The sequence below is a fragment of the Roseibium suaedae genome (genome assembly GCF_900142725.1).
Taxonomy (GTDB): Bacteria; Pseudomonadota; Alphaproteobacteria; order Rhizobiales; family Stappiaceae; genus Roseibium; species Roseibium suaedae.
The window spans coordinates 82826-103593 of the sequence record NZ_FRBW01000005.1; the positions used below are offsets into that span (position 1 = coordinate 82826).

General features: G+C 60.9%; 17 protein-coding genes. 4 read left to right on the forward strand and 13 right to left on the reverse strand.

From position 1 onward, the window contains the following. The first annotated feature begins 97 nt into the window (after positions 1-97). Positions 98-3271: an efflux RND transporter permease subunit gene (locus BUA94_RS19245; protein ID WP_073014992.1), complete on the forward strand. Its 3174-nt coding sequence runs from the start codon at positions 98-100 to the stop codon at positions 3269-3271. 77 nt (positions 3272-3348) lie between these two features. Here the strand turns inward: BUA94_RS19245 and BUA94_RS19250 are convergent, their stop codons facing one another. Beyond that, positions 3349-3813, reverse strand: a complete 465-nt coding sequence (locus tag BUA94_RS19250) for an Lrp/AsnC family transcriptional regulator (protein WP_073014993.1) — start codon at positions 3811-3813, stop codon at positions 3349-3351. Positions 3814-3941: 128 nt separating this feature from the next. Between BUA94_RS19250 and alr the strand changes: the two genes are divergently transcribed. Genes alr through BUA94_RS19265 form a run of 3 tightly spaced genes read left to right on the forward strand, consistent with a single transcriptional unit; the run spans position 3942 to position 6784 of the window. Further along, positions 3942-5075, forward strand: a complete 1134-nt coding sequence (alr, locus tag BUA94_RS19255) for an alanine racemase (protein ID WP_073014994.1) — start codon at positions 3942-3944, stop codon at positions 5073-5075. 40 nt (positions 5076-5115) lie between these two features. Continuing rightward, positions 5116-6366 carry a D-amino acid dehydrogenase gene (locus BUA94_RS19260; protein WP_073014995.1) on the forward strand — a complete coding sequence of 417 codons (1251 nt, stop codon included), beginning with the start codon at positions 5116-5118 and terminating at the stop codon, positions 6364-6366. A 37-nt stretch (positions 6367-6403) separates the two neighbouring features. Beyond that, entirely contained in the window at positions 6404-6784 is a 381-nt protein-coding gene (locus tag BUA94_RS19265; protein ID WP_073014996.1) for a RidA family protein, read from the forward strand. Positions 6785-6859: 75 nt separating this feature from the next. On the opposite strand, the gene BUA94_RS19270 is transcribed toward BUA94_RS19265, so the two are convergent. From BUA94_RS19270 to BUA94_RS19325, 12 genes are all read right to left on the reverse strand, one after another. Next, the gene (locus tag BUA94_RS19270) at positions 6860-7777 is read right to left on the reverse strand and encodes a MurR/RpiR family transcriptional regulator (RefSeq protein ID WP_328586309.1); all 918 of its coding nucleotides are present in this window, start codon (positions 7775-7777) and stop codon (positions 6860-6862) included. Beyond that, a complete protein-coding gene (locus BUA94_RS19275; protein ID WP_073014998.1) occupies positions 7749-8804 on the reverse strand; it encodes an ABC transporter ATP-binding protein in 1056 nt (351 codons plus the stop codon). Before BUA94_RS19275 ends, BUA94_RS19270 begins: the two co-directional genes overlap by 29 nt. Further along, positions 8801-9550 carry a glycerophosphodiester phosphodiesterase family protein gene (locus BUA94_RS19280; RefSeq protein WP_073014999.1) on the reverse strand — a complete coding sequence of 250 codons (750 nt, stop codon included), beginning with the start codon at positions 9548-9550 and terminating at the stop codon, positions 8801-8803. Before BUA94_RS19280 ends, BUA94_RS19275 begins: the two co-directional genes overlap by 4 nt. A gap of 18 nt (positions 9551-9568) precedes the next feature. Beyond that, on the reverse strand, positions 9569-10378 hold the full coding sequence (locus tag BUA94_RS19285) for a carbohydrate ABC transporter permease (RefSeq protein WP_073015000.1): 810 nt from the start codon (positions 10376-10378) through the stop codon (positions 9569-9571). Next, complete coding sequence (locus tag BUA94_RS19290; protein WP_073015001.1) at positions 10368-11237, reverse strand: carbohydrate ABC transporter permease; 870 nt, start codon at positions 11235-11237, stop codon at positions 10368-10370. The genes BUA94_RS19285 and BUA94_RS19290 overlap by 11 nt, the downstream gene beginning before the upstream one ends. 61 nt (positions 11238-11298) lie before the next feature. Further along, entirely contained in the window at positions 11299-12558 is a 1260-nt protein-coding gene (locus tag BUA94_RS19295) for an ABC transporter substrate-binding protein (protein ID WP_073015215.1), read from the reverse strand. A 214-nt stretch (positions 12559-12772) separates the two neighbouring features. After that, positions 12773-14185 carry an L-serine ammonia-lyase gene (locus BUA94_RS19300; RefSeq protein ID WP_073015002.1) on the reverse strand — a complete coding sequence of 471 codons (1413 nt, stop codon included), beginning with the start codon at positions 14183-14185 and terminating at the stop codon, positions 12773-12775. A gap of 8 nt (positions 14186-14193) precedes the next feature. Further along, positions 14194-15459, reverse strand: coding sequence for a serine hydroxymethyltransferase (gene glyA / locus BUA94_RS19305; RefSeq protein WP_073015003.1), 1266 nt, complete (start codon positions 15457-15459; stop codon positions 14194-14196). Positions 15460-15519: 60 nt separating this feature from the next. Further along, entirely contained in the window at positions 15520-16071 is a 552-nt protein-coding gene (locus BUA94_RS19310) for a sarcosine oxidase subunit gamma (RefSeq protein ID WP_073015004.1), read from the reverse strand. 22 nt (positions 16072-16093) lie between these two features. Then, positions 16094-19087 (reverse strand): sarcosine oxidase subunit alpha, encoded by a 2994-nt coding sequence (locus BUA94_RS19315; protein ID WP_073015005.1) that lies wholly within the window; start codon positions 19085-19087, stop codon positions 16094-16096. Continuing rightward, entirely contained in the window at positions 19084-19404 is a 321-nt protein-coding gene (locus tag BUA94_RS19320; RefSeq protein WP_073015006.1) for a sarcosine oxidase subunit delta, read from the reverse strand. Before BUA94_RS19320 ends, BUA94_RS19315 begins: the two co-directional genes overlap by 4 nt. Before the next feature lie 10 nt (positions 19405-19414). Then, positions 19415-20668: a sarcosine oxidase subunit beta family protein gene (locus BUA94_RS19325; protein WP_073015007.1), complete on the reverse strand. Its 1254-nt coding sequence runs from the start codon at positions 20666-20668 to the stop codon at positions 19415-19417. Positions 20669-20768: the final 100 nt, after the last annotated feature.

The window sequence follows — 20768 nt, forward strand, 5'->3', positions numbered from 1 at the left end:
CTGCCCGGCACCCAAAAACTGACACATCTGCAACCGGCGGACATTCCGCCGGAACGGGATCCTGCATCCCGGCCACTGCCCGAAAGAGGGGCTTGCAATGAATATTTCACGTTTCTTCGTCGACCGCCCGGTGTTTGCCGGGGTGCTATCGGTCCTCATTCTGGTCGCTGGCCTGATTGGCCTCGTGTCCCTCCCGATCTCCGAATATCCGGAAGTCGTTCCGCCCTCCATCGTCGTTCGAGCCACCTATCCGGGCGCGAACCCGAAGGTCATTGCCGAAACCGTCGCCACCCCGCTGGAAGAACAGATCAACGGGGTCGAAGGCATGCTGTACATGTCCAGCCAGGCGACGTCCGACGGCGTCATGACCCTAACGGTCACCTTCCAGCTTGGCACGGATCCGGACCAGGCCCAGCAGCTCGTCCAGAACCGCGTGTCACAGGCCGAACCGCGACTGCCCGCTGAAGTGCGCAGCCTCGGCATCACGACGGTCAAGAGCTCGCCGGACCTGATGATGGTGGTCAACCTCACCTCCCCCAATGACCGCTATGACATCACCTACCTGCGGAATTATGCGGTCCTCAACATCAAGGACCGGTTGGCCCGAATACAGGGTGTCGGGCAGGTTCAGGTCTTCGGTTCCGGCGATTATTCCATGCGGATCTGGGTCGATCCCCAGAAGGCGGCAGAGCACAATCTGGCGGCCAGCGACATCACGACCGCCATCCGGCAGCAGAACGTCCAGGCCGCCGCCGGGATCATCGGTGCTTCGCCGAACCTTTCCAGTGTCGACATGCAGCTGAGCGTGAATGCGCAAGGCCGTCTGCAGACACCGGAAGAGTTCGGCAACATCATCGTCAAGACCGGAGAAAGCGGACAGGTCACCCGTCTGCGGGATGTTGCACGCGTGGAACTGGGGGCTGCCGACTATTCCCTGCGCTCCCTGCTGGATGGCAAGCCTGCCGTCGCCGTTCCGGTGTTCCAGGCTCCCGGCTCGAACGCCATCGCCATTTCGGACGCGGTCGTCGAGACCATGAACGAATTGCAGGAAGCCATGCCGGAAGGGGTGAAGTACGAGATCGTCTACGACACCACCAAGTTCGTCCGTGCCTCGATCGAAAAGGTGGTGGATACGCTGCTGGAGGCCATCCTGCTCGTTGTCATCGTGGTCATCCTGTTCCTGCAGACCTGGCGTGCCTCGATCATCCCGCTCATCGCCGTTCCCGTATCGATCATCGGTACCTTTGGGGTGATGTATGTCTTCGGCTTCTCCATCAATGCCCTCAGCCTGTTCGGCCTCGTTCTGGCAATCGGCATCGTGGTCGATGACGCCATCGTTGTGGTCGAAAACGTCGAGCGAAACATCGAGAACGGTCTCAACCCGCGCAACGCCACCTATCAGGCCATGAAGGAGGTCTCCGGACCGATCATCGCCATCGCGCTGGTTCTGGTCGCAGTGTTCGTGCCACTGGCCTTTATCACCGGTCTCTCCGGCCAGTTCTACCGCCAGTTCGCGCTGACCATCGCCATCTCGACGGTGATCTCCGCGATCAACTCCCTGACCCTGTCTCCTGCTCTCGCCGCCTTGCTCCTGAAGGGACACCATGCCCCCAAGGATGCCCTGACCCGTGGCATGGACCGGGTGTTCGGCTGGTTCTTCAGAGGCTTCAACCGGGCCTTCGGCAGCGGATCGAATGCCTATGGCCGCGGCGTGGGCGGACTTCTGTCGCGCAAGAGCCTCGTCATGGCCGTCTATCTGGTTCTGGCAGGCGCAACCTATGTGCTGTTCACCACGGTACCGGGCGGCTTCGTTCCCGCACAGGACAAGCAGTATCTGATCGGCTTCGCCCAGCTCCCAGACGGGGCAACGCTTGACCGGACCGAGGATGTCATCAAGCGCATGAGCGACATTGCCATGGAACAGCCAGGCGTCGAACACGCCATTGCCTTCCCCGGGCTGTCGATCAACGGCTTTACCAACTCCTCCAACGCGGGCATCGTCTTTGCCTCGCTGGCAGACTTCGAGGAGCGCCGCACGCCGGACCTCTCCGGGGATGCCATTGCGATGCAGCTGAACCAGAAGTTCGGCGCCATCCAGGACGCATTCATCGCCATGTTCTCCCCGCCCCCGGTGCAGGGCCTGGGCACGACCGGTGGCTTCAAGCTGCAGATCGAGGACCGGGCAGGCCTCGGCTATCCGGCTCTGGATGCCGCCAAGACCGCCTTCCTGACCAAGGCCTATCAGACCCCCGAACTGGCTGGCTTGTTCTCCAGTTTCCAGATCAACGTGCCGCAGCTTTATGCGGATCTGGACCGGACAAAGGCAGAACAGCTCGGCGTGTCGGTCACAGACGTCTTTGAAACGCTGCAGATCTATCTCGGCTCGCTGTATGTTAACGACTTCAACGCCTTCGGCCGCACCTACAGTGTGCGCGTCCAGGCGGATGCGGCGTTCCGGGCAAGACCGGAGGATATCGGGCGGTTGAAGGTGCGTTCCAGTTCCGGCCAGATGATCCCGCTCTCGGCCCTGATGAAGGTCGATGCCACCACCGGTCCGGAACGGGCAACCCGCTACAACGGTTTCCTGGCAGCCGATGTGAATGGCGGGCCGGCACCGGGCTTTTCCTCAGGACAGGCCCAGGCAGCGGTGGAGCAGATCGCGGCCGAGACCCTGCCAAAGGGGATCAGCTTCGAATGGACGGATCTGACCTATCAGCAGATCCTGGCGGGCAGCTCCGGCGTGCTGGTCTTCCCCCTTGCCTTGCTTCTGGTCTATCTGGTTCTGGCTGCCCAGTATGAAAGCCTGACCTTGCCGATCGCGATCATCATGATCGTTCCGATGAGCGTGCTTGCCGCCCTCGCCGGAGTGTGGCTGACCGCGGGAGACAACAACATCTTCACCCAGATCGGGTTGGTGGTGCTTGTGGGGCTTTCGGCAAAGAACGCGATCCTGATCGTGGAATTTGCGCGGGAACTGGAGTTCGCCGGCCGCTCACCGGTCGAGGCAGCCATCGAAGCCAGCCGATTAAGACTGCGTCCGATCCTGATGACGTCCCTGGCCTTCATCATGGGCGTCGTGCCACTGGTCTATTCGACTGGCGCGGGTGCAGAAATGCGTGTCGCCATGGGGGTCGCCGTCTTCTCCGGTATGATCGGCGTCACCTTCTTCGGCATCTTCATGACGCCGGTCTTCTATGTGCTGATCCGGCGGCTTGCGGGAAACCGCCCTTTGATCCAGCACGGCGAACCTGAGACCCAGGAAGCCGCCTGAAAACATGGCCAGCCCGTCCTCCAAAACGGGCTGGCCATTTCTAAAAAACAATAAAGATCCCGCCCCGGCTTCTCGACCTAGCGCGAGAAATTACGCTTCTGGCCGAGAACGGAGCGGATCGAGAAGCTCGAGTGGATGCGCGAGACCCCCGGTAACTTCGCGAGGATCTCCTTGTGGATCCGCTCGAACTCCCCAGCGTTCTCCACATCGACACGCAGCATATAGTCCGAGCCGCCAGTCATCAGGTAACACTCCCGGATTTCCGGATGCTTGCGGACCGCCGCCTCGAACTTGTCGAGGTAATCTTCCGTCTGCCGATCCAGCGTGATGTTGATGATCACCGCAATGGACGCTTCTCCAGTCGAGCTGTCGACGAGGGCCGTGTAGCCCCTGATCACCCCCGTTTTTTCCAGGATCTTGATCCGCCGCAGGCAGGCGGAAGGAGACAGTCCCACCTCTGCGGCCAGCTTGGCATTGCTCATCCGGGCGTTGAGACGCAGGAGCCGGAGAATGTTGCGGTCGATCGGGTCCAAAGCCGCCATGCTCGATTATTCCAATTCTTCGCACAGAATGCAGATATTTTTCGCTTTGCACACTAATCGATCAGAAAAAGACACGCAATTTCGTTCATTGTTTCATATCCTCATGGACTTGAGACAAAGGATCGACCATGAGCGGCACCATTGCAGAGATGCAGAACCCCCTTGCAGAGGACATCCCGGGAGCAACCGGTTTCCTGACGATTGACCTTGGTGCTCTTGGCCGAAACTACGCCAAGCTGGCCGCTCTTGCCGCGCCCGCCACCACCGCAGCTGTCGTCAAGGCTGATGCTTATGGGCTCGGCGCCGTACAAGTCGCAAAGACACTTGCCTCCAAGGGCTGCCGCAATTTCTTCGTCGCCCAGTTCGGCGAAGCGCTCAAGCTCAAGCCTGTTCTTCCCTCTGACGCCCGTCTCTTCGTCCTCAATGGCTTGCAGCCTGGTGCAGAAGAGCGTTGCGCCAGTGACGGCATCATTCCCGTGATCAATTCCGTCGAGCAATGGGACCGGTGGGACGAGACCGCCAGAATCTTGAACCGCCGCCTGCCCGCTGCCGTCCAGTTCGACACAGGCATGTCCCGCCTCGGCGTTGCCTTCGACCACCGTGCCGACATGGAAAGCCTGATAAAGGCCAGCCAGCACGTGGACGTTCTGTTCGTCATGAGCCATCTGGCCTGTGCGGACGAGCCGGAAAACGAACAGAATGACGATCAGCTGTCCGAGATGCTGAAAGTGGCCGAAGCGTTTCCCGGCGTGCCACATTGCCTGGCCAACTCCGGCGGCGTTTTCCTCGGCAAGCCCTACCACGGCGCCCTCGTGCGGCCGGGTATCGCGCTCTATGGCGGTTCTCCGGTCGGCACGTCCGCCAATCCCATGGAGCCGGTTGTCCGTCTCGACATCGCCGTGGTGCAGACACGCACGGTTCCGGCAGGCACGAAGGTTGGCTATGGCGGATCCCAGGTCACGGACAAGGAAACCCGCCTTGCCACGATTGCCGCAGGCTATGCGGACGGACTGAGCCGCGCCCTGAGCAGCCGTGGCGCTGTCTATTTCAACGGGGTCCGGCTGCCGATCGTGGGACGGGTCTCCATGGACAGCATGACCGTCGACATCAGCGCCTTGCCTGAAGGCACCCTGACCCTTGGCAGCCGTGTCGAGGTGCTGGGTCCCAACCAGACGCTTGAAGATGTCGCCCGGGATGCCGGAACCATTTCCTATGAAATCCTGACAAGTCTCGGCCACCGTTATCAGCGCCGATACGTCTGACTGTTCAATCAACTCTCCTGCTCGTCTTTCGAGGCTCAAAATGAAAGTCATCGTTCTGGGTGCCGGCATCATCGGCGTTACCTCCGCCTATCAACTGGCCAAGGCTGGACATGAGGTGACGGTTATCGACCGTCAGCCCGGGCCGGCGCTGGAAACCAGCTTTGCCAATGCCGGAGAGGTTTCCTTCGGCTATTGCTCGCCTTGGGCAGCGCCTGGCATTCCGATGAAGGCCTTGAAGTGGCTACTGATGGAGCACGCACCGCTGATCCTGCGTCTGAAGGTGGACACGGCGATGCTGAGCTGGCTCCTGCGGATGCTGCGCAACTGCACCTCTGAGCGCTATGCCCTCAACAAGAGCCGGATGCTGCAACTGGCCGACTACAGCCGCGTGTCCCTCGCCACCTTGCGATCTGAAACCGGCATTTCCTATGACGAGCGCATGCAGGGAACGCTTCAGCTATTCAGAACGCAGGCGCAGCTCGATGCCTCGGCCAAGGACGTCAAGGCACTGGCCGCCGATGGCATCCCGTTTGAAGTTCTGGATCGGGATGGCTGCGTGGGCGCCGAACCGGCCCTTGCCCATGTCCGGGACAAGATTGTCGGCGGCCTGCTGACCCCCAAGGACGAAACCGGCGACTGTTTCAAGTTCACCAATGCACTGGCCCGCATCGCAGAAGACATGGGCGTGACCTTCCAGTGGAACACATCCGTGAAGGACCTGGATGTCGAAGGCGGTCAGGTGCGCGGCGTTGTGACGGACAAAGGGAAGCAAACAGCTGATGCGATTGTCGTCGCCCTTGGCAGCTACTCGCCGTTGCTGATGAAGCGCTATGGCATCAAGCTGCCGGTCTATCCGGTGAAGGGCTATTCCCTGACCCTGCCGATCACGGACGCATCGCGCGCACCGGAATCCACCGTTATGGATGAGACCTACAAGATTGCGATCACACGCCTTGGCGACCGGATCCGCGTTGGCGGCATGGCGGAAATCTCGGGCTACACGAACGACCTTGGCCCGGCGCGCCGCCGCACGCTGGAACATTCCGTCACCGACCTTTTCCCGGGCGGCAACATGAGTGAGGCCAGCTTCTGGTCCGGATTGCGGCCAATGACGCCAGATGGAACCCCAGTCATCGGACCGACCAGGATCAAGGGCCTCTTCCTCAACACCGGCCACGGCACCCTCGGCTGGACCATGAGCACCGGCTCGGCCCGCGTGATCGCCGATCTCGTGTCCGGCCGCGCGCCCGAAATTGACGCAACAGACCTTGCGGTCAGCCGCTACGCCTGACCGGCATACGCTATCAAATTCAGAAGGAGGATTTTCAATGATCAAGCAAATCGACACCAAGGACGCACCAGGCGCCGTTGGTCCCTATTCCCAGGCCATCCAGACCGGCAACCTGCTCTTTGTTTCCGGCCAGCTGCCTATTGATCCTGCGACGGGAGAATTCAACTCGGCCAATGCGGTCGAACAGGCAGACCAATGCCTGAAGAACCTCGCAGCCATCGCCAAGGCCGCCGGCACGGACCTGTCGAACACCGTGAAAACCACCGTGCTTCTGACCGATCTGGGAGACTTTGCCGAAGTGAACCGGGTCTATGCAGGCTTCTTCAAGGAGCCCTTCCCGGCGCGCGCCTGCTATGAGGTCAAGGCCCTGCCAAAGGGCGCGAAGGTCGAAATCGAAGCCGTCATTGCCGTCGGCTGACCTTTAAATTCAGCACTTGCGGCCGTTGAGCCAGCGTTTCACGCCAGCTTGACGGCCGCAGGCTATTTCCAAAAATCAGCCGCCAGTCAGACGTGAAGACGCCCGGAAACTGCGGAACTGATTGAGCGCATTGATCGACTTGCCATTGTCGATGGATGCCAGATCCAGAATGATCGCGTTGGCGATGGTCATCGGCACGACGAGAGACTGGGACTCTCCCGGTTCGCCTCGGGACACGAGGATCTGATGATCGGGCGCCGGATCGATCCGGGTTCCACCAACATCGGTAATCGCCAGTGTCCTGGCTCCGGCGCGCGCGGCCACATCACGCACTTCCTCCAGAAGCGGCGGCGCCTTGCGGAAGGCCAGCATCCAGACGACGTCATCCTGGGTCAGGCCTGTCAGCAGTTCCGGCAGCAGATGGATCTGACTGCCGAGATCAACTGCATCATAGCCCGACCGGCCGAGGCGAAGCGCGATGAGCGAGCAGAGGGAGGCAAAGTGCCCCCGGCCGAAGACGAAAATCCTCCGGCTGCCGCACAGCGTTTCTGAAAACGCACGGATATCCGCATCCGAGACGCTGTTGCGAGCCTGTTGGAGCGCTGCAATCTCACTGTCCAGCACCGAGGCCAGCAGCCCGTCCCCTTCTGCCTTCACCAGCCGGGCGGCCATGCGGGCCGCAGGGCTTTCAAAGTCGTTGCCGCCTTCCGTCAAGCTGGATTGCAGGAAGCTCCTGAATTCCGGATAGCCCTTGAACCCCAGACGGCGGGCGAGCCGCACGGCAGAGGCCGGATGCACACCGGCGCGGGAAGAGACATCCTTGCCGTTTTCCAGGGCCGCCCGGATCGGATCCTGGATCAGAACATCCAGAAGCCGCGTGTCCGCATCCGTGAGACGGGAGGAATGGCGGCTGATCAGATCGCTCAGGGCCAAAGGCGCATCTTCTCCGGCCGTCTCGCCTTCCCTATCCGTGTCGCGCATGTTTCCGCTCATGACTTTCCAGATCGATCCTGTCGCCAGTCTGGCTATCGAAATAAAGGGCCCGGTCCAGATCATAGGAAATCCAGAGACCGTCCGTCCCCGAGGGCATGTCCCGCCGCGCTGCCGTCACCGTCAACCGGCCCGCCGGCGTTTCGCAGTGAAGCAGCATTTCGGAGCCCGTCATTTCCGACAGGATAATTCGCGCTGGCAAGGCTCCTCCGGGGTTTTCTCCGTGGACTGTCAGCATATCCGGACGCAGGCCTGCCGTCAGGCCCTTGGGTCCCTGCCAGCAAGGCAAAGCTTCGGCATCAACAAAATTGATCGGCGGCGTGCCCAGGAAGCTGGCAACGAAGCGGTTGCGCGGCTGGTCGTAGATCACATCAGGCCGGTCAAACTGCAGCAGATGGCCATCCTTCATCACGGCCACCCGGTCGGCCAGGGAAAGCGCCTCGGTCTGATCGTGGGTGACATAGACAATCGTCGCGCCGAGTTGCCGGTGCAGCTCCTTGATCTCCGTGCGCATGGTGATGCGCAAGGCGTTGTCCAGATTGGACAACGGCTCATCCATGAGGAAGATCGAGGCATTGCGGGCCATCGCCCGCCCCATGGCAACGCGCTGACGCTGACCTCCGGAGAGCGCCGCCGGCTTGCGGTCGAGATAGGCGTCAAGCTGCAAGGTTTTTGCGACTTCTCTTGCGCGCTCGTTCCGCTCAGTCTTGGGAACACCCCGTAGCTCCAGGCCGAAGGCGATGTTGTCACGCACGCTCATATGCGGATAGAGCGCGTAATTCTGAAAGATCATCGCAATGTCACGATCTTGCGGGGCCAGATCATTGGCCAGCTTGCCGCCGATCTCGATCCGCCCCTCCTCACAACGGTCCAGACCCGCGATCAGACGCAACAAGGTGGACTTGCCGCAGCCTGACGGGCCGACGATGACGACAAACTCGCCCGGCCTGATGTCGAGGGAAACCCCATGAAGAATCTGCGGGCCATTGGGATAGGATTTGCGGATGTCCTGAAGCTGGATGCTGCTCACGGCCTCGATCCTTCCTTGCGGCTGTTGCGGATGGTGATTGCAAGGGTGGGCCGGTCGGTGGTGAACACCTTGACCCCGAGATCAAGCGCGAGGCCGATCTGGTCCGGCGTGTGGGCCGCCCAGCAACCGAATGCGATCCCCGCCGCCTCGAACTGGTCCTTCAGGGCCTTGTCCGCCGTCGAGATGTGAACGCCGACTTCCTTGATGCCGTGTGTCTTTGCCACTTCGATCACCGCGCCGGGGCCTAGCTGGCGCAGGACGGCGGGGCTCACCAGCCAGAGGCAAGGCCGGTCAGTGGCGGCCGCGATCTCGTCCATGCTGGCAACCAGGAACGAGGAAAAGACCGTCCGCTCCAGCATGCCATGCTGCTTCAGGACGGCCATGACTCTGGGTACAAAACCGGCATAGGCAAGGCCGTCTGCGCCCGGCTTGATTTCACAGCGGAAGCCCACCGTACTGTCCTGATAAAGAGCGCAGAGTTCTTCCAGCGTCAGCGGATTGCTGCCTGCGCCGTAGCGGATTTCTGCGTTCTTGATGTCGGCCAGAAGCATCTGCGCAATCACGCCGGTTGTGTCGGTGGTGGCGTCCAGCGTGGCGTCATGATGAACCACAATGGCGCCATCTGCGGTCGGATGGACATCGAACTCGACTTCTTCCAGCGCCATCTGCGCGGTGGCCCGGAAGCCCTGCAGGGTGCTGTCTCCAAATTCCAGAGTGCCGCCGCGATGGGATGCAATGCGTGTCATTGAAAGGATTTCCTTGATTTATTTCACGGCGCCCATGGTGATGCCGCGCACGAGATGGCGCTCCACCAGGAGAAAGCCCAGGAGAACTGGCAGGATGGTGATGGTCGAGGCAGCCATGACGAGCGGCCAGTCGACGAGACCTTCACCGGGATTGATGCGGTAGAGACGCGCAAGGCCGACCTGCAGGGTGTAGAGGTCCTTGTCCCCGACAGCCACGAGCGGCCAGATGTAACTGTTCCACTCGGTCATGAAGATGTAGAGCGCCATGGACGCGATCGCCGGGCGGGACAGGGGCACAATGATCCGCCACAGCACGGTCAGCGGGCGGGCTCCATCCATATAGGCCGCTTCATCCAGGGACTTCGGGATGCCCCGGATATACTGCCGCAGGAAGAAGGCGGCAAAGCCGTTAGAGATCGCCGGCAGGATCAGGCCGGCATAGGTGTCGAGCAGCCCGACCTTTGCCAGAGACAGATAGTTCGGGATCAGGCTGATGTGGCTGGGGATCATCAGCGTGGCAATGGTCGCTCCGAACAAGAGGTTCCCGCCCCTGAAGGAAAAGCGGGCAAAGGCGTAGGCGGCCATGGTCGCGAAGGAAATGCCGAGCAGGGTCACCATGCCGGACACGAACAGGCTGTTGAGGAGATAGCGGGCAAAATCATACTGCCCGATTGCCCGGCCATAATTGTCGAGCGTGAACGCCGTCCCGCCCGTGTAATAGGCATCCGCCGTCTGGAAGGAGATCCAGATCGAATAGAGAACCGGAGACAGGAAGAGCAGACCGGCGATGGCTGCAAGGCCTACGAGAAAGGGATTGTCACGCTTCATAATGGACCTTCCTGCCGATGATGCGGGACTTGAGGATGGCCAGAGCGACCAGCAGCACGAACAGGATCACCGCCAGCGCGGAGCCTCTGCCGATATCGAACAGCACGAAGCCGATCTCGTAGAGCTGATTGACCAGCATGTCCGTTGCCCCGGCCGGGCCGCCGCGGGTCATGACATTGACGATGGTGAAGACCTGAAAGGCCTCGATGACGGAAATGACGAGCAGGAAATAGGTCGTCGGCATCACCAGAGGCAGCGTAACGCGCCGGAACACATGCAGGCGGCGGCCACCGTCGACGGAAGCCGCGTCATAAAGCTCGCCCGGAATGGCCTGCAGACCCGCGATATAGATCACGATGTCATAGCCGAGCTGCTTCCAGGTGTTGACGAAGATCAGAACCCAGAGCGCCAGAAACGGGTCCTGCAGCCAATGCACCTTGCCGATGCCGACGGCAGCAAACAACGCGTTGACCATGCCGTAGTCGGTCGAGAAGATCCAGGAGAAGACAACCGCAATCGAAACGGCAGACGTCACCGAAGGCAGAAACAGCGCGCCGCGCAAGAGCCGTGAATGGAGGGTTTCGCGGGTCAGGTAACTCGCGATCACCAGGGCAAGGCCGAGCCTGAGCGGCACGGACAGAACTGCAAAAACGGTGGTGACCCAAAGCGAGTTCCAGAAGTCGTGCGAAGCCAGCAATTGCTCATAATTGCGCAAGCCGACGAAAGGCATGTCCGGCGACAGGAAATTCCATTCGCGAACACTCAGGTTGAGACTCGACAGAATGGGGATGTAGGTGAACACCGCGATGGAGATCATCAACGGCGCCACGAAGAAATAGGGGGTGAGTTTGCGAAGCATGACCGTGGATCGTACCGGCGGTGCGGGCGCAAACCCGCCCGCCGGCACCCTTTGAAAAGGATCAGTTGCTGAGACGCGTTTCTTCGGAGCGGGTCTGCTCGGCGAAGTCTTTCAGGGTCTCTGCGGCATCGCGCTGGCCCAGAGCCATGGCCTGCCACATCTTGTATTCCGTGGTCCGCATCCAGGTCACGACGGTGGTGCGGGCACGGCCATGGGCATTCGGCAGGGACTCGATGGCAACATCAATGCCCGGCTTGGTGGCCAGAGCTTCCTTGGCGACCGGAAGATCGGCACTCTTCTTGTTGATTGGCAGGTAGCCGGTGGCAGCAAACCAGATTGCATTGGCTTCCGGAGAAGAGGCGTAGCTCACGAACTTGTAGGCAGCATCCTGAACGTCCTTGGGGGAAGAGGCCATGATGCCGATCCCTGCGCCGCCGATCGGCACCGAGCAGGCCTTGTTGCACGGCATCGGACGAACAGCCAGATTGTCGCCGAGAGCCTTCTTGGTCGAACCATAGCCGCCGGTGGAATTCATCTGAATGCCAACCTTGCCGGCCAGGAACGCATCGCGGCCTGCATCCTCGTCGGTTACGCCATCGGGAGATGCAACCTTCTCCGCATGTACCAGGGACGCCATCCACTGGTAGGCTTCAATGGTGTTCGGCTTGTCGAGCAGGATCTCACCGGACATCGGATCGACCAACTCGCTGTCATTGGCCATGACCAGGCCCCAGCGGGCAAACTGACCGGGGGCAGCAATACCGGAAATACCTTCCGCGCCCAGCTTGCCGTTGATGGTCTTGGCAGCGCTCAGGATCTCGTCAAACGTGACGAGCGGCGTGTCTTCGGACAGCCCGGCGCGGGTGAAAATGTCCTTGTTGAAATAAAGGACCGGCGTGGAAGAGTTGAACGGCACGATATAGTTCTTGCCGTCGATCACCCCGACTTCCTTGGCATAGTCGTAGAGGTCGTCCTTTAGCGGATCCGCATCGAAATAGGGCGTCAGATCCGTGAGAATGCCGTTGTTGGCAAAGAGGCCATAACGGGTGACTTCCAGAATGACCGCATCCGGTGCCCGGCGAGCCGGAATGGCGGCCTGCAGCTTTGCGATGATATCGTTGTAGTTGCCGATGAACTCGGCTTCGATGTCGATATCGGGATTGGCGGCTTCGAAATTGGCAATGATCTTGTCGATTGCCGCGCCATTCGTCTTGTTGAAGCTGTGCCAGAACTTGACCGTCGTCGCGGCATCGGCCGCGCCCACGCTGGCGACGAGAGAAAGAACGCTGGCTGCAATCGCGCTCTGGAATTTCCGGGACATCTGCATCTCCTTTGCAAACAAAATTGCAACGAGATCGACTTAGCAATTTGAAGCGACAGTTTCTTAAATCAGCCATGAATGTTTGGTGACAGCAACGTGCTCCGCGCCCGCGCAACCCAAAGACGTGAGTTTGGCCCGGATGGATCTCGCCCAAACGCAAAAGGCCCTGGAGGATGCTCCTCCAGGGCCTTTCGAACCAATCTGAGATCACGCGTCAGCACTCCGGAATGTTGACCGCTATGCCGCCGGTCGAGGTTTCCTTGTATTTCAGGTTCATGTCATGGCCGGTCTGGCGCATCACCTCGATGCAATTGTCCAGCGGCATGAAATGCTGCCCGTCACCGCGCAGCGCCAGGCTCGCCGCAGATACGGCCTTGATGGCGCCAAGCGCATTGCGTTCGATACAGGGAACCTGAACGAGGCCCGCTGCCGGATCGCAGGTCATGCCCAGGTGATGTTCGAGAGCAATTTCCGCCGCATTTTCAATCTGCTCATTGGATCCACCGAGAGCAGCGCAAAGCCCGGCCGCTGCCATGGCTGAGGCCGACCCTACCTCCCCCTGGCAGCCAACTTCGGCTCCTGAAATCGAGGCATTGTGCTTGATCAGCCCCCCGACGGCGGCAGCAACGAGCAGAAGATCCCGCTCCCCGGCTGAATTCGCCCCCCTGCAATGGTCGCGGTAATAGCGGAGCACAGCAGGCACGACCCCGGCGGCGCCATTGGTCGGCGAGGTGACAACCCGGCCGCCAGCCGCGTTTTCCTCGTTGACCGCCATGGCGTAAACGCTCAGCCAATCATTGACCACATGCGGCTGACCGAAATTATGACCGCGCTCGTCGGTCAGTTGCGCGAAGATGGCCTTGGCGCGCCGGCGCACCTTGAGACCGCCGGGCAGAATGCCGTCACAGCGCAGGCCGCGCTCGACACATCCGTCCATGGCCTCCAGAACCAGCTTCAGCTTGGCTTCCAGATCCTCGCCATGAATGACCTGCTCATTGGCGCGCTTCATCTCTGCGATGGACTTGCCAGAGGCAGCGCCCATCTCCAGCATTTCCTTCGCCGTGCCGAATGGGAAAGGAAACTGCTTGGCTTCCTTTTCATCCCGTAGAGAGTTAGGCCTCCCCTCCCGGTCACTGAGAAGCTCAGCATGGGACAGCACGAAGCCACCGCCAATCGAATAATAGGTTTCCTCGTGGCAGAGGGTTCCTGCCGCATCGAAGGCCCGGAAGATCATACCGTTGGCATGGAGTTCCAGAGGCGGGCCATAGTCGAAAATCAGGTCGGTTGCCGGATTGAACTGCAGGGTTCCAAGCCCCTGAGGCGCGATGGTGCAACGGGCATGCACTTCTGACTCCAGCCGCTCGGCCTCGTCCGGATCAAGCGTGTCCGGCAGCAGGCCGATCAGGCCCAGAATGACAGCCCGGTCCGTGGCGTGCCCCTTGCCCGTGAAGGCAAGGGAGCCATGGAGCGAAACTGTAACCGACGCCGGTTCCCCGGCCTCCGGATAGCCTTGTGTCCCGCTCCGCAATGCATCAAGGAAGCGGGCAGCAGCCGTCATCGGCCCCATGGTATGGGAAGATGACGGGCCAATGCCGATCTTGAATATGTCGAAAACCGACAGGAACATGGGCGTGATCAGGCGTAGATCGGATGAGCGGCGCACAGGGCGCGCACTTCACCGAGTACGGCTGCCTCGACATCTGCATTGCCGTCCGCATCCGCAGACAAGGCATCGATCACCCGCAGAACCAGTTCCCCGACCTTGCGGAATTCAGCTTCACCAAAGCCGCGGGTCGTGCCGGCAGAGGTGCCGAGACGGATGCCGGAGGTCACGAACGGCTTTTCCGGGTCAAACGGAATGGCGTTCTTGTTGCAGGTCAGTCCAGCCCGCTCAAGAGCCGCTTCCGCAGCCTTGCCGGTCACGCCCTTCGGGCGCAGATCGACCAGAACCATGTGGCAGTCGGTGCCACCGGAAACAATGCCGAGACCGCCTTCGATCAGGACAGCGGAAAGCGCACGGGCATTGGTGATGACCTGGGCAGCGTAGTCCTTGAAGGAGGGCTGCAGGGCTTCCCCAAAGGCGACAGCCTTGGCGGCAATCACATGCATCAGCGGTCCGCCCTGGTTGCCCGGGAAGACAGCGGAATTGAACTTCTTTGCGAGGGCTTCATCATTGGTGAGAATGATGCCGCCGCGCGGACCACGCAGGGTCTTGTGGGTCGTGGAGGTCACCACATGGGCATGCGGAACCGGGTTCGGATAGTGACCCGCTGCCACCAGGCCGGCATAGTGGGCCATGTCGACCATCAGATAGGCACCAACTTCATCGGCAATCGCACGGAACCCGGCGAAGTCGATGTGACGCGGGTAGGCAGAAGCCCCTGCAACGATCAGCTTCGGCTTGGTTTCCAGCGCCACCTTGCGGACAGCTTCCATGTCGATCAGGTGGTTGTCTTCACGCACTTCATAGGAGACCACGTCAAACCACTTACCCGACATGGTGACCGGAGATCCGTGGGTGAGATGGCCACCGTGTGCCAGCGACATGCCCATGATGCGGTCGCCCGGCTGCAGCAGAGCCAGGAAAACCGCCTGGTTTGCCTGTGCGCCGGAATGGGGCTGCACATTGGCAAAGCCCGCGCCGAACAGCTCCTTCAGCCGCTCGATGGCAATCGTCTCGACTTCATCGACATGCTCGCAGCCACCATAGTAGCGGCGGCCCGGATAGCCTTCGGCATATTTGTTGGTCAAGACCGAGCCTTGAGCCAGAAGCACGTCCTTGGAGACGATGTTTTCAGAGGCGATCAGCTCGATCTGGTTCTGCTGGCGCTCCAGTTCGAGAGCCACGGCCTTGGCGACTGCGGCGTCGGAGATGGCTGAAGAAGAAATACGATCAGTCATGCAACATAAGTCCCTAAATGGAGCCCGGCAGTCAGGGCCGGCTCGAGCTATCCGGTCACATCATTCGGCTGCAAGTTCTCCGCAACCGGTCTGAAGTAGCGAAATCAGGTGCGGCGCAAAGGAGCGCCAGACATCGATGCGGTAGGTCTCAGCCGCGTCGCGCCACAGAATGATGGTTGCCCCATCAAAGACGGTCCGGCGCGCTTCACCGACCGGCAATTTGTCCAGATCCCTCGGGCAGCCGAGCGTCAGCAATTCTGACGCCTTCGGGCCTTCGATCCGGACGGTCACTTCCCGGTCGGAAATCTCGGTCAGACTGTGGGGAGCGTCCGCATAGACGCTCTCACAGGCTTGCAGAATGGTTCCCGCCAGGCTTTCGCTGGTGTGAAGCATCCATTCATCTGGCCCCAGACACAGAACTTCAGTCTGGCCAGCCTGTGTACGCTGGCCAACCTTCGTGGGAAGGGTCAGCCCAAGCGCCGCGGAGAGCTTTGCCTGGCCGGCGGCCCCGGTGCGCAGGGAAAACCGCGCCACAGGCTCGAGAAGCGTCACGGAAGCGGCCAGACTTTTTGCCAGAACTCCAGCCTGTGACAGGTTGATATGTGCAGTCATCGCAGTGTTTCCGCAGCTAAGGTCAGAGTTTCAGGCGTTCACCTTCAGGATCGTAGAACACGGTCCCGGTGATGGTCGCTTCGACGGTGCCGAAAGGCATCGGGATGTAGACGGTCTCGCCCATCCGGCTATAGCCGCCCTCAACGAGCGCCATGGCAATCGGCCGTCCTGCCGCAACGCTGTGATAGGAGGACGTGACGTGACCGACCATCTTCATCGGAATGGGCTGGTTCGGATCGAAGACGATCTGAGCCCCTTCCTCAAGCTTGGTCTTGCCATCCTTGGTCAGAAGGCCAACCAGCTGCTTGCGGCCTTCGGCGGCAAGATCCGGACGGGCCAGACCGCGCTTGCCGACAAAGTCCGGCTTGGTCTTGCCGACTGCCCAGCCCTGGCCGGCGTCATAGGGGGTCACCGTGCCGTCCGTGTCCTGGCCGACAATAATGTATCCCTTTTCGGCGCGCAGAACGTGCATGGTTTCCGTGCCATAAGGGCAGATGTCGTATTTCTGGCCTGCCTCGAACAGCTTTTCCCAGAGCGCCCGGCCATAGCGGGCCGGAACGTTGACTTCGAAGCCAAGCTCGCCGGTGAAGCTGACACGGAACAGACGGGACGGGAAGCCTGCCACCGTGCATTCGGCGATCGACATGTGCGGGAAGGCTTCGTCCGACAGATCCAGACCTTCCACGAAAGGCTCCAGAAGATTGCGGGCGTTCGGGCCATTGAGCGCAATGGTCGACCACTGTTCAGTGGTAGAGGTCAGCCAGACCTTCAGATCCGGCCATTCCGTCTGCAGATAGTCTTCCATCATGTTCAGCACGCGCGCGGCACCGCCGGTCGTCGTGGTGATGTGGAAACGGTCATTGGTCAGGCGGCCGATGACACCGTCATCGCGGATGAAACCGTCATCGCCCAGAAGCAGGCCATAGCGGGTCCGGCCCGGTGCCAGCTTTGTCCAGGGGTTGGTGTACATGCGGTTCATGAACTCGACCGCATCCGGACCAACCACTTCGATCTTGCCGAGGGTGGAAGCATCAAAGATGCCGAGCGACGCACGGGTGGCGCGGCATTCGCGGGAAACCGCCTCTTCCATGTCTTCACCGGGCTTCGGGAAGTACCAGGCACGGCGCCACTGGGAGACCGGCTCGAAGACCGCGCCATGGGCCTCAGCCCAGCCATCGATCGGCGTCTTGCGGGTTACCTCGAAATGATCGCCGCGGTGATATCCGGCCAGAGCCCCGAAAGTCGTCGGCGTGTAGGGCGGACGGAAGGTCGTCAGACCCACCTGCGGCTGAGGCTTTCCGAGGGCATCGGCGGCAATGTTCAGACCGTTGATGTTGGACATCTTGCCCTGATCGGTCGCCATACCATTGGTGGTGTAGCGCTTCACATGCTCTATCGACCGCATGCCTTCGCGCACGGCGAGACGCAGATCCTTCGCGGTGACATCATTCTGATAGTCGACAAAGGCGCGGGCCTTGCCCGGGTTCAGGTCGGTCGGCAGTTCGGTATGGCTGACACCCGTACCCGGACGGTCGTTGCCGACAGAAACGGAGGCCACCGCCGGGGACTTGCCGAGCGCCTTGGCACAGGCAGCGCCCATGTCCCGGCCGTCGGTCAGAGCCGCCTCAATGCCCCAGAGCCCGCGGCCAGCACCGGCAATCTGGCAGTCTTCGGTCTTGCGGTCCGGCAGGAAGGTCTGTGCTTCCGGATCCCACTGCAGGCTGCCCTTGGTATGGGAGAAGAGATGCAGGGAGGGTGTCCAGCCGCCGCACATCAGCAGGCAATCACAGGTCAGCGTTTCCGCTTCCAGCACCTTGCCGTTCTGAACCTTGTTGACCCTTACGCTGCTGACGCGCAGACGGCCTGAGGTTCCGGTCACAGTATAACCGGCAAGCACCGTGATGCCACGCCGCTTGGCTTCAGTCACCAGATCGCTGCGCGGTTCCTGCCGTGTGTCGACGATCGCTTCGACAAATGTGCCCGCTTCCGCCAGATCAAATGCGGCGTACCAGGCGCTGTCGTGGCTGGTCGCGACGACTGCACGGCTGCCGACACGCACGCCGTAGCGGTTGAGATAGGTCTGTGCAGCCCCTGCAAGCATGACGCCCGGACGGTCGTTGCCATCGAACACCAGCGGCTTTTCCAATGCGCCCTGAGCCAGGATGACCTGACCGGCGCGAACCCGCCACAGGCGCTCGCGCGGCGTGGCCGCATCAGGCGTCTTCAGATGATCGGTGAGCTTCTGGCACAGGCCGACCATGTTCTGATGGTAATAGCCGATGGCCGTGGTGCGCGTCATGATCCGAACGCCGAGCTTTTCCAGCTCCGCCAGTTCACTTGCAAGCCAGGTCCAGGCCGGCTGACCATTGATCTCGACCTGCGGCTCGCTGAGCAGCGTGCCACCGGCTTCGGCGTTCTCATCCACGAGGGTCACACGCAGACCGGCAGATGCCGCGCTGCGGGCCGCAGCAAGTCCGGCAGGGCCCGCGCCGACGACCAGCACATCCGTGTGCAGGTAGCGGGAGGCATAATGATCCGGATCCGGCTCGCTCGGAGACACGCCAAGGCCTGCCGCAGAGCGGATGAACGGCTCATAGACCTTGTCCCAGAAGGACTTCGGCCACATGAAGGTCTTGTAGTAGAAGCCTGCGGAAAAGAGCATATACGCCCGGTCATTGACCGCGCCAATGTCGAACTTGAGGCTGGGATACTTATTCTGGCTGTTGACCTGAAGACCGTTCCAGATCTCCTGCACGGTCGCACGGGTGTTCGGCTCGAACTGCCCCTTGCCACGGCGCGTGCCAACGAGCGCGTTCGGCTCTTCGGATCCGGCAGAGACGGGACCACGCGGACGGTGATACTTGAACGAGCGGCCCATCAGGTGAACGCCGTTGGCCAGCAGTGCAGAGGCGACCGTATCCCCTTCAAGACCGCGGAAGGTTTTGCTGTCGAAGGTGAAGGTCACGGGCTTGCCGTGCTGAACCCGGCCACGGCCCGGAACGCGGAAATTGGTCATTTTTCAGACTCCGACTGGCCAGCCGCGCTGAGCAGGGAAGCAAGATCCGGACGAGGCTCACCGGCCTTGTAGGTCGTCAGGAAACGATCCGACACAGTGTCGCGCACTGCGTTGAAGAAGCGCGCGCAGCCATGGCTGTGGCGCCAGCGCTCGAAATGCGGTCCCTTCACGTTGCTGCGGATGAACAGAAAATCCCGCCAGGCTTCGTCGGACATGTCCGAGGGGTTTTCCGGCCGCACGATATGAGCTTCACCGGCATAGGTGAATTCCATTTCGGGCAAGGTTTCTTCACAGTAAGGGCATCGGATGAGAAGCATCGGTTCCTCCTCAGTGCGCAACGGCGGCGGCAGCCGCTTCGTCAATCAGCCGGCCGGTCGTGAACCTATCCAGCGTGAAAGGCGCGTTGATCGGGTGCGGCTCGTCTTTGGCGATGGTCCAGGCAAGAGTGTGGGCCGCACCAGGTGTTACCTTGAAGCCGCCGGTCCCCCATCCGCAGTTCACATAGAGCCCCTTGACCGGGGTCTTGCCGAGAATGGCCGAGCGATCCGGGGTCACATCCACGATGCCGCCCCACTTGCGCAGCATCCGCATGCGGTTGAAGATCGGGAAGATCTCGGTGATGGCCGCCACAGTATGCTCAATCAGGGGCAAACCACCCCGCTGGGAATAGCTCGTGTACTGGTCAGTGCCGGAGCCGATCACCAGCTCGCCCTTGTCGGACTGGCTGATATAGGCATGCACCGAGTTGGACATGACGACGCAAGGGAAGATCGGCTTGACCGGTTCGGACACAAGCGCCTGCAACGGATAGCTTTCCAGCGGCATGCGCAGGCCCGCCGTTTCCATCACCACGCTGGTGTGGCCGGCCGCAGACACCGCCACCTTCTTGGCGCGGATGAACCCCTTGGCGGTTTCAACACCTTCGACCGCCCCGTCAGGACCACGGCGGATCGCGAGAACCGGGCAGTTCTGAATGATGTCCACGCCGCGCTTGGCAGCGGAGCGGGCAAAGCCCCAGGCCACCGCATCATGACGGGCCGTGCCAGCACGCATCTGAAGTGCGGCACCCATTACCGGATAGCGTGCTTCCGGGGAGATATTCAGCGGCGGACAGAATTCCTTGGCTTCTTCCTTGGTCAGCCACTTGTTGTCGACGCCGTTCAGCCGGTTGGCATGGATATGCCGCTGGAAGCTCTGAACGTCATGAACCGTATGCGCCAGCATCATGACGCCACGACGGGAATACATGACGTTGTAGTTCAACTCCTGGCTGAGGTCTTCCCACAGATCCAAAGCATGGTCGTAGAGCCGCGCGCTCTCGTCATAAAGATAGTTGGAGCGGATGATGGTGGTGTTGCGGCCCGTATTGCCGCCGCCCAGCCATCCCTTGTCGATGACCGCAACATTGGTGATCCCATGTTCCTTGGCCAGATAATGCGCGGCCCCCAGGCCATGTCCGCCCGCACCGACAATGATCACGTCATACTCGGCCTTGGGCTCACTGTCGGGCCATTGCTCAGACCAGTTTTTGTGCCCGGAGAGGGCGTTCTTCAACAAGGACCAGGCGGAAAAATGCGTCATGGCACGCGACCCCACAAGATGTCTTCTTTAGCCCATTAAAAATCTTTCCAGAAAAACCTATTGTATATATGCGTCATTCATCTTGTAATTTTGCGCCATC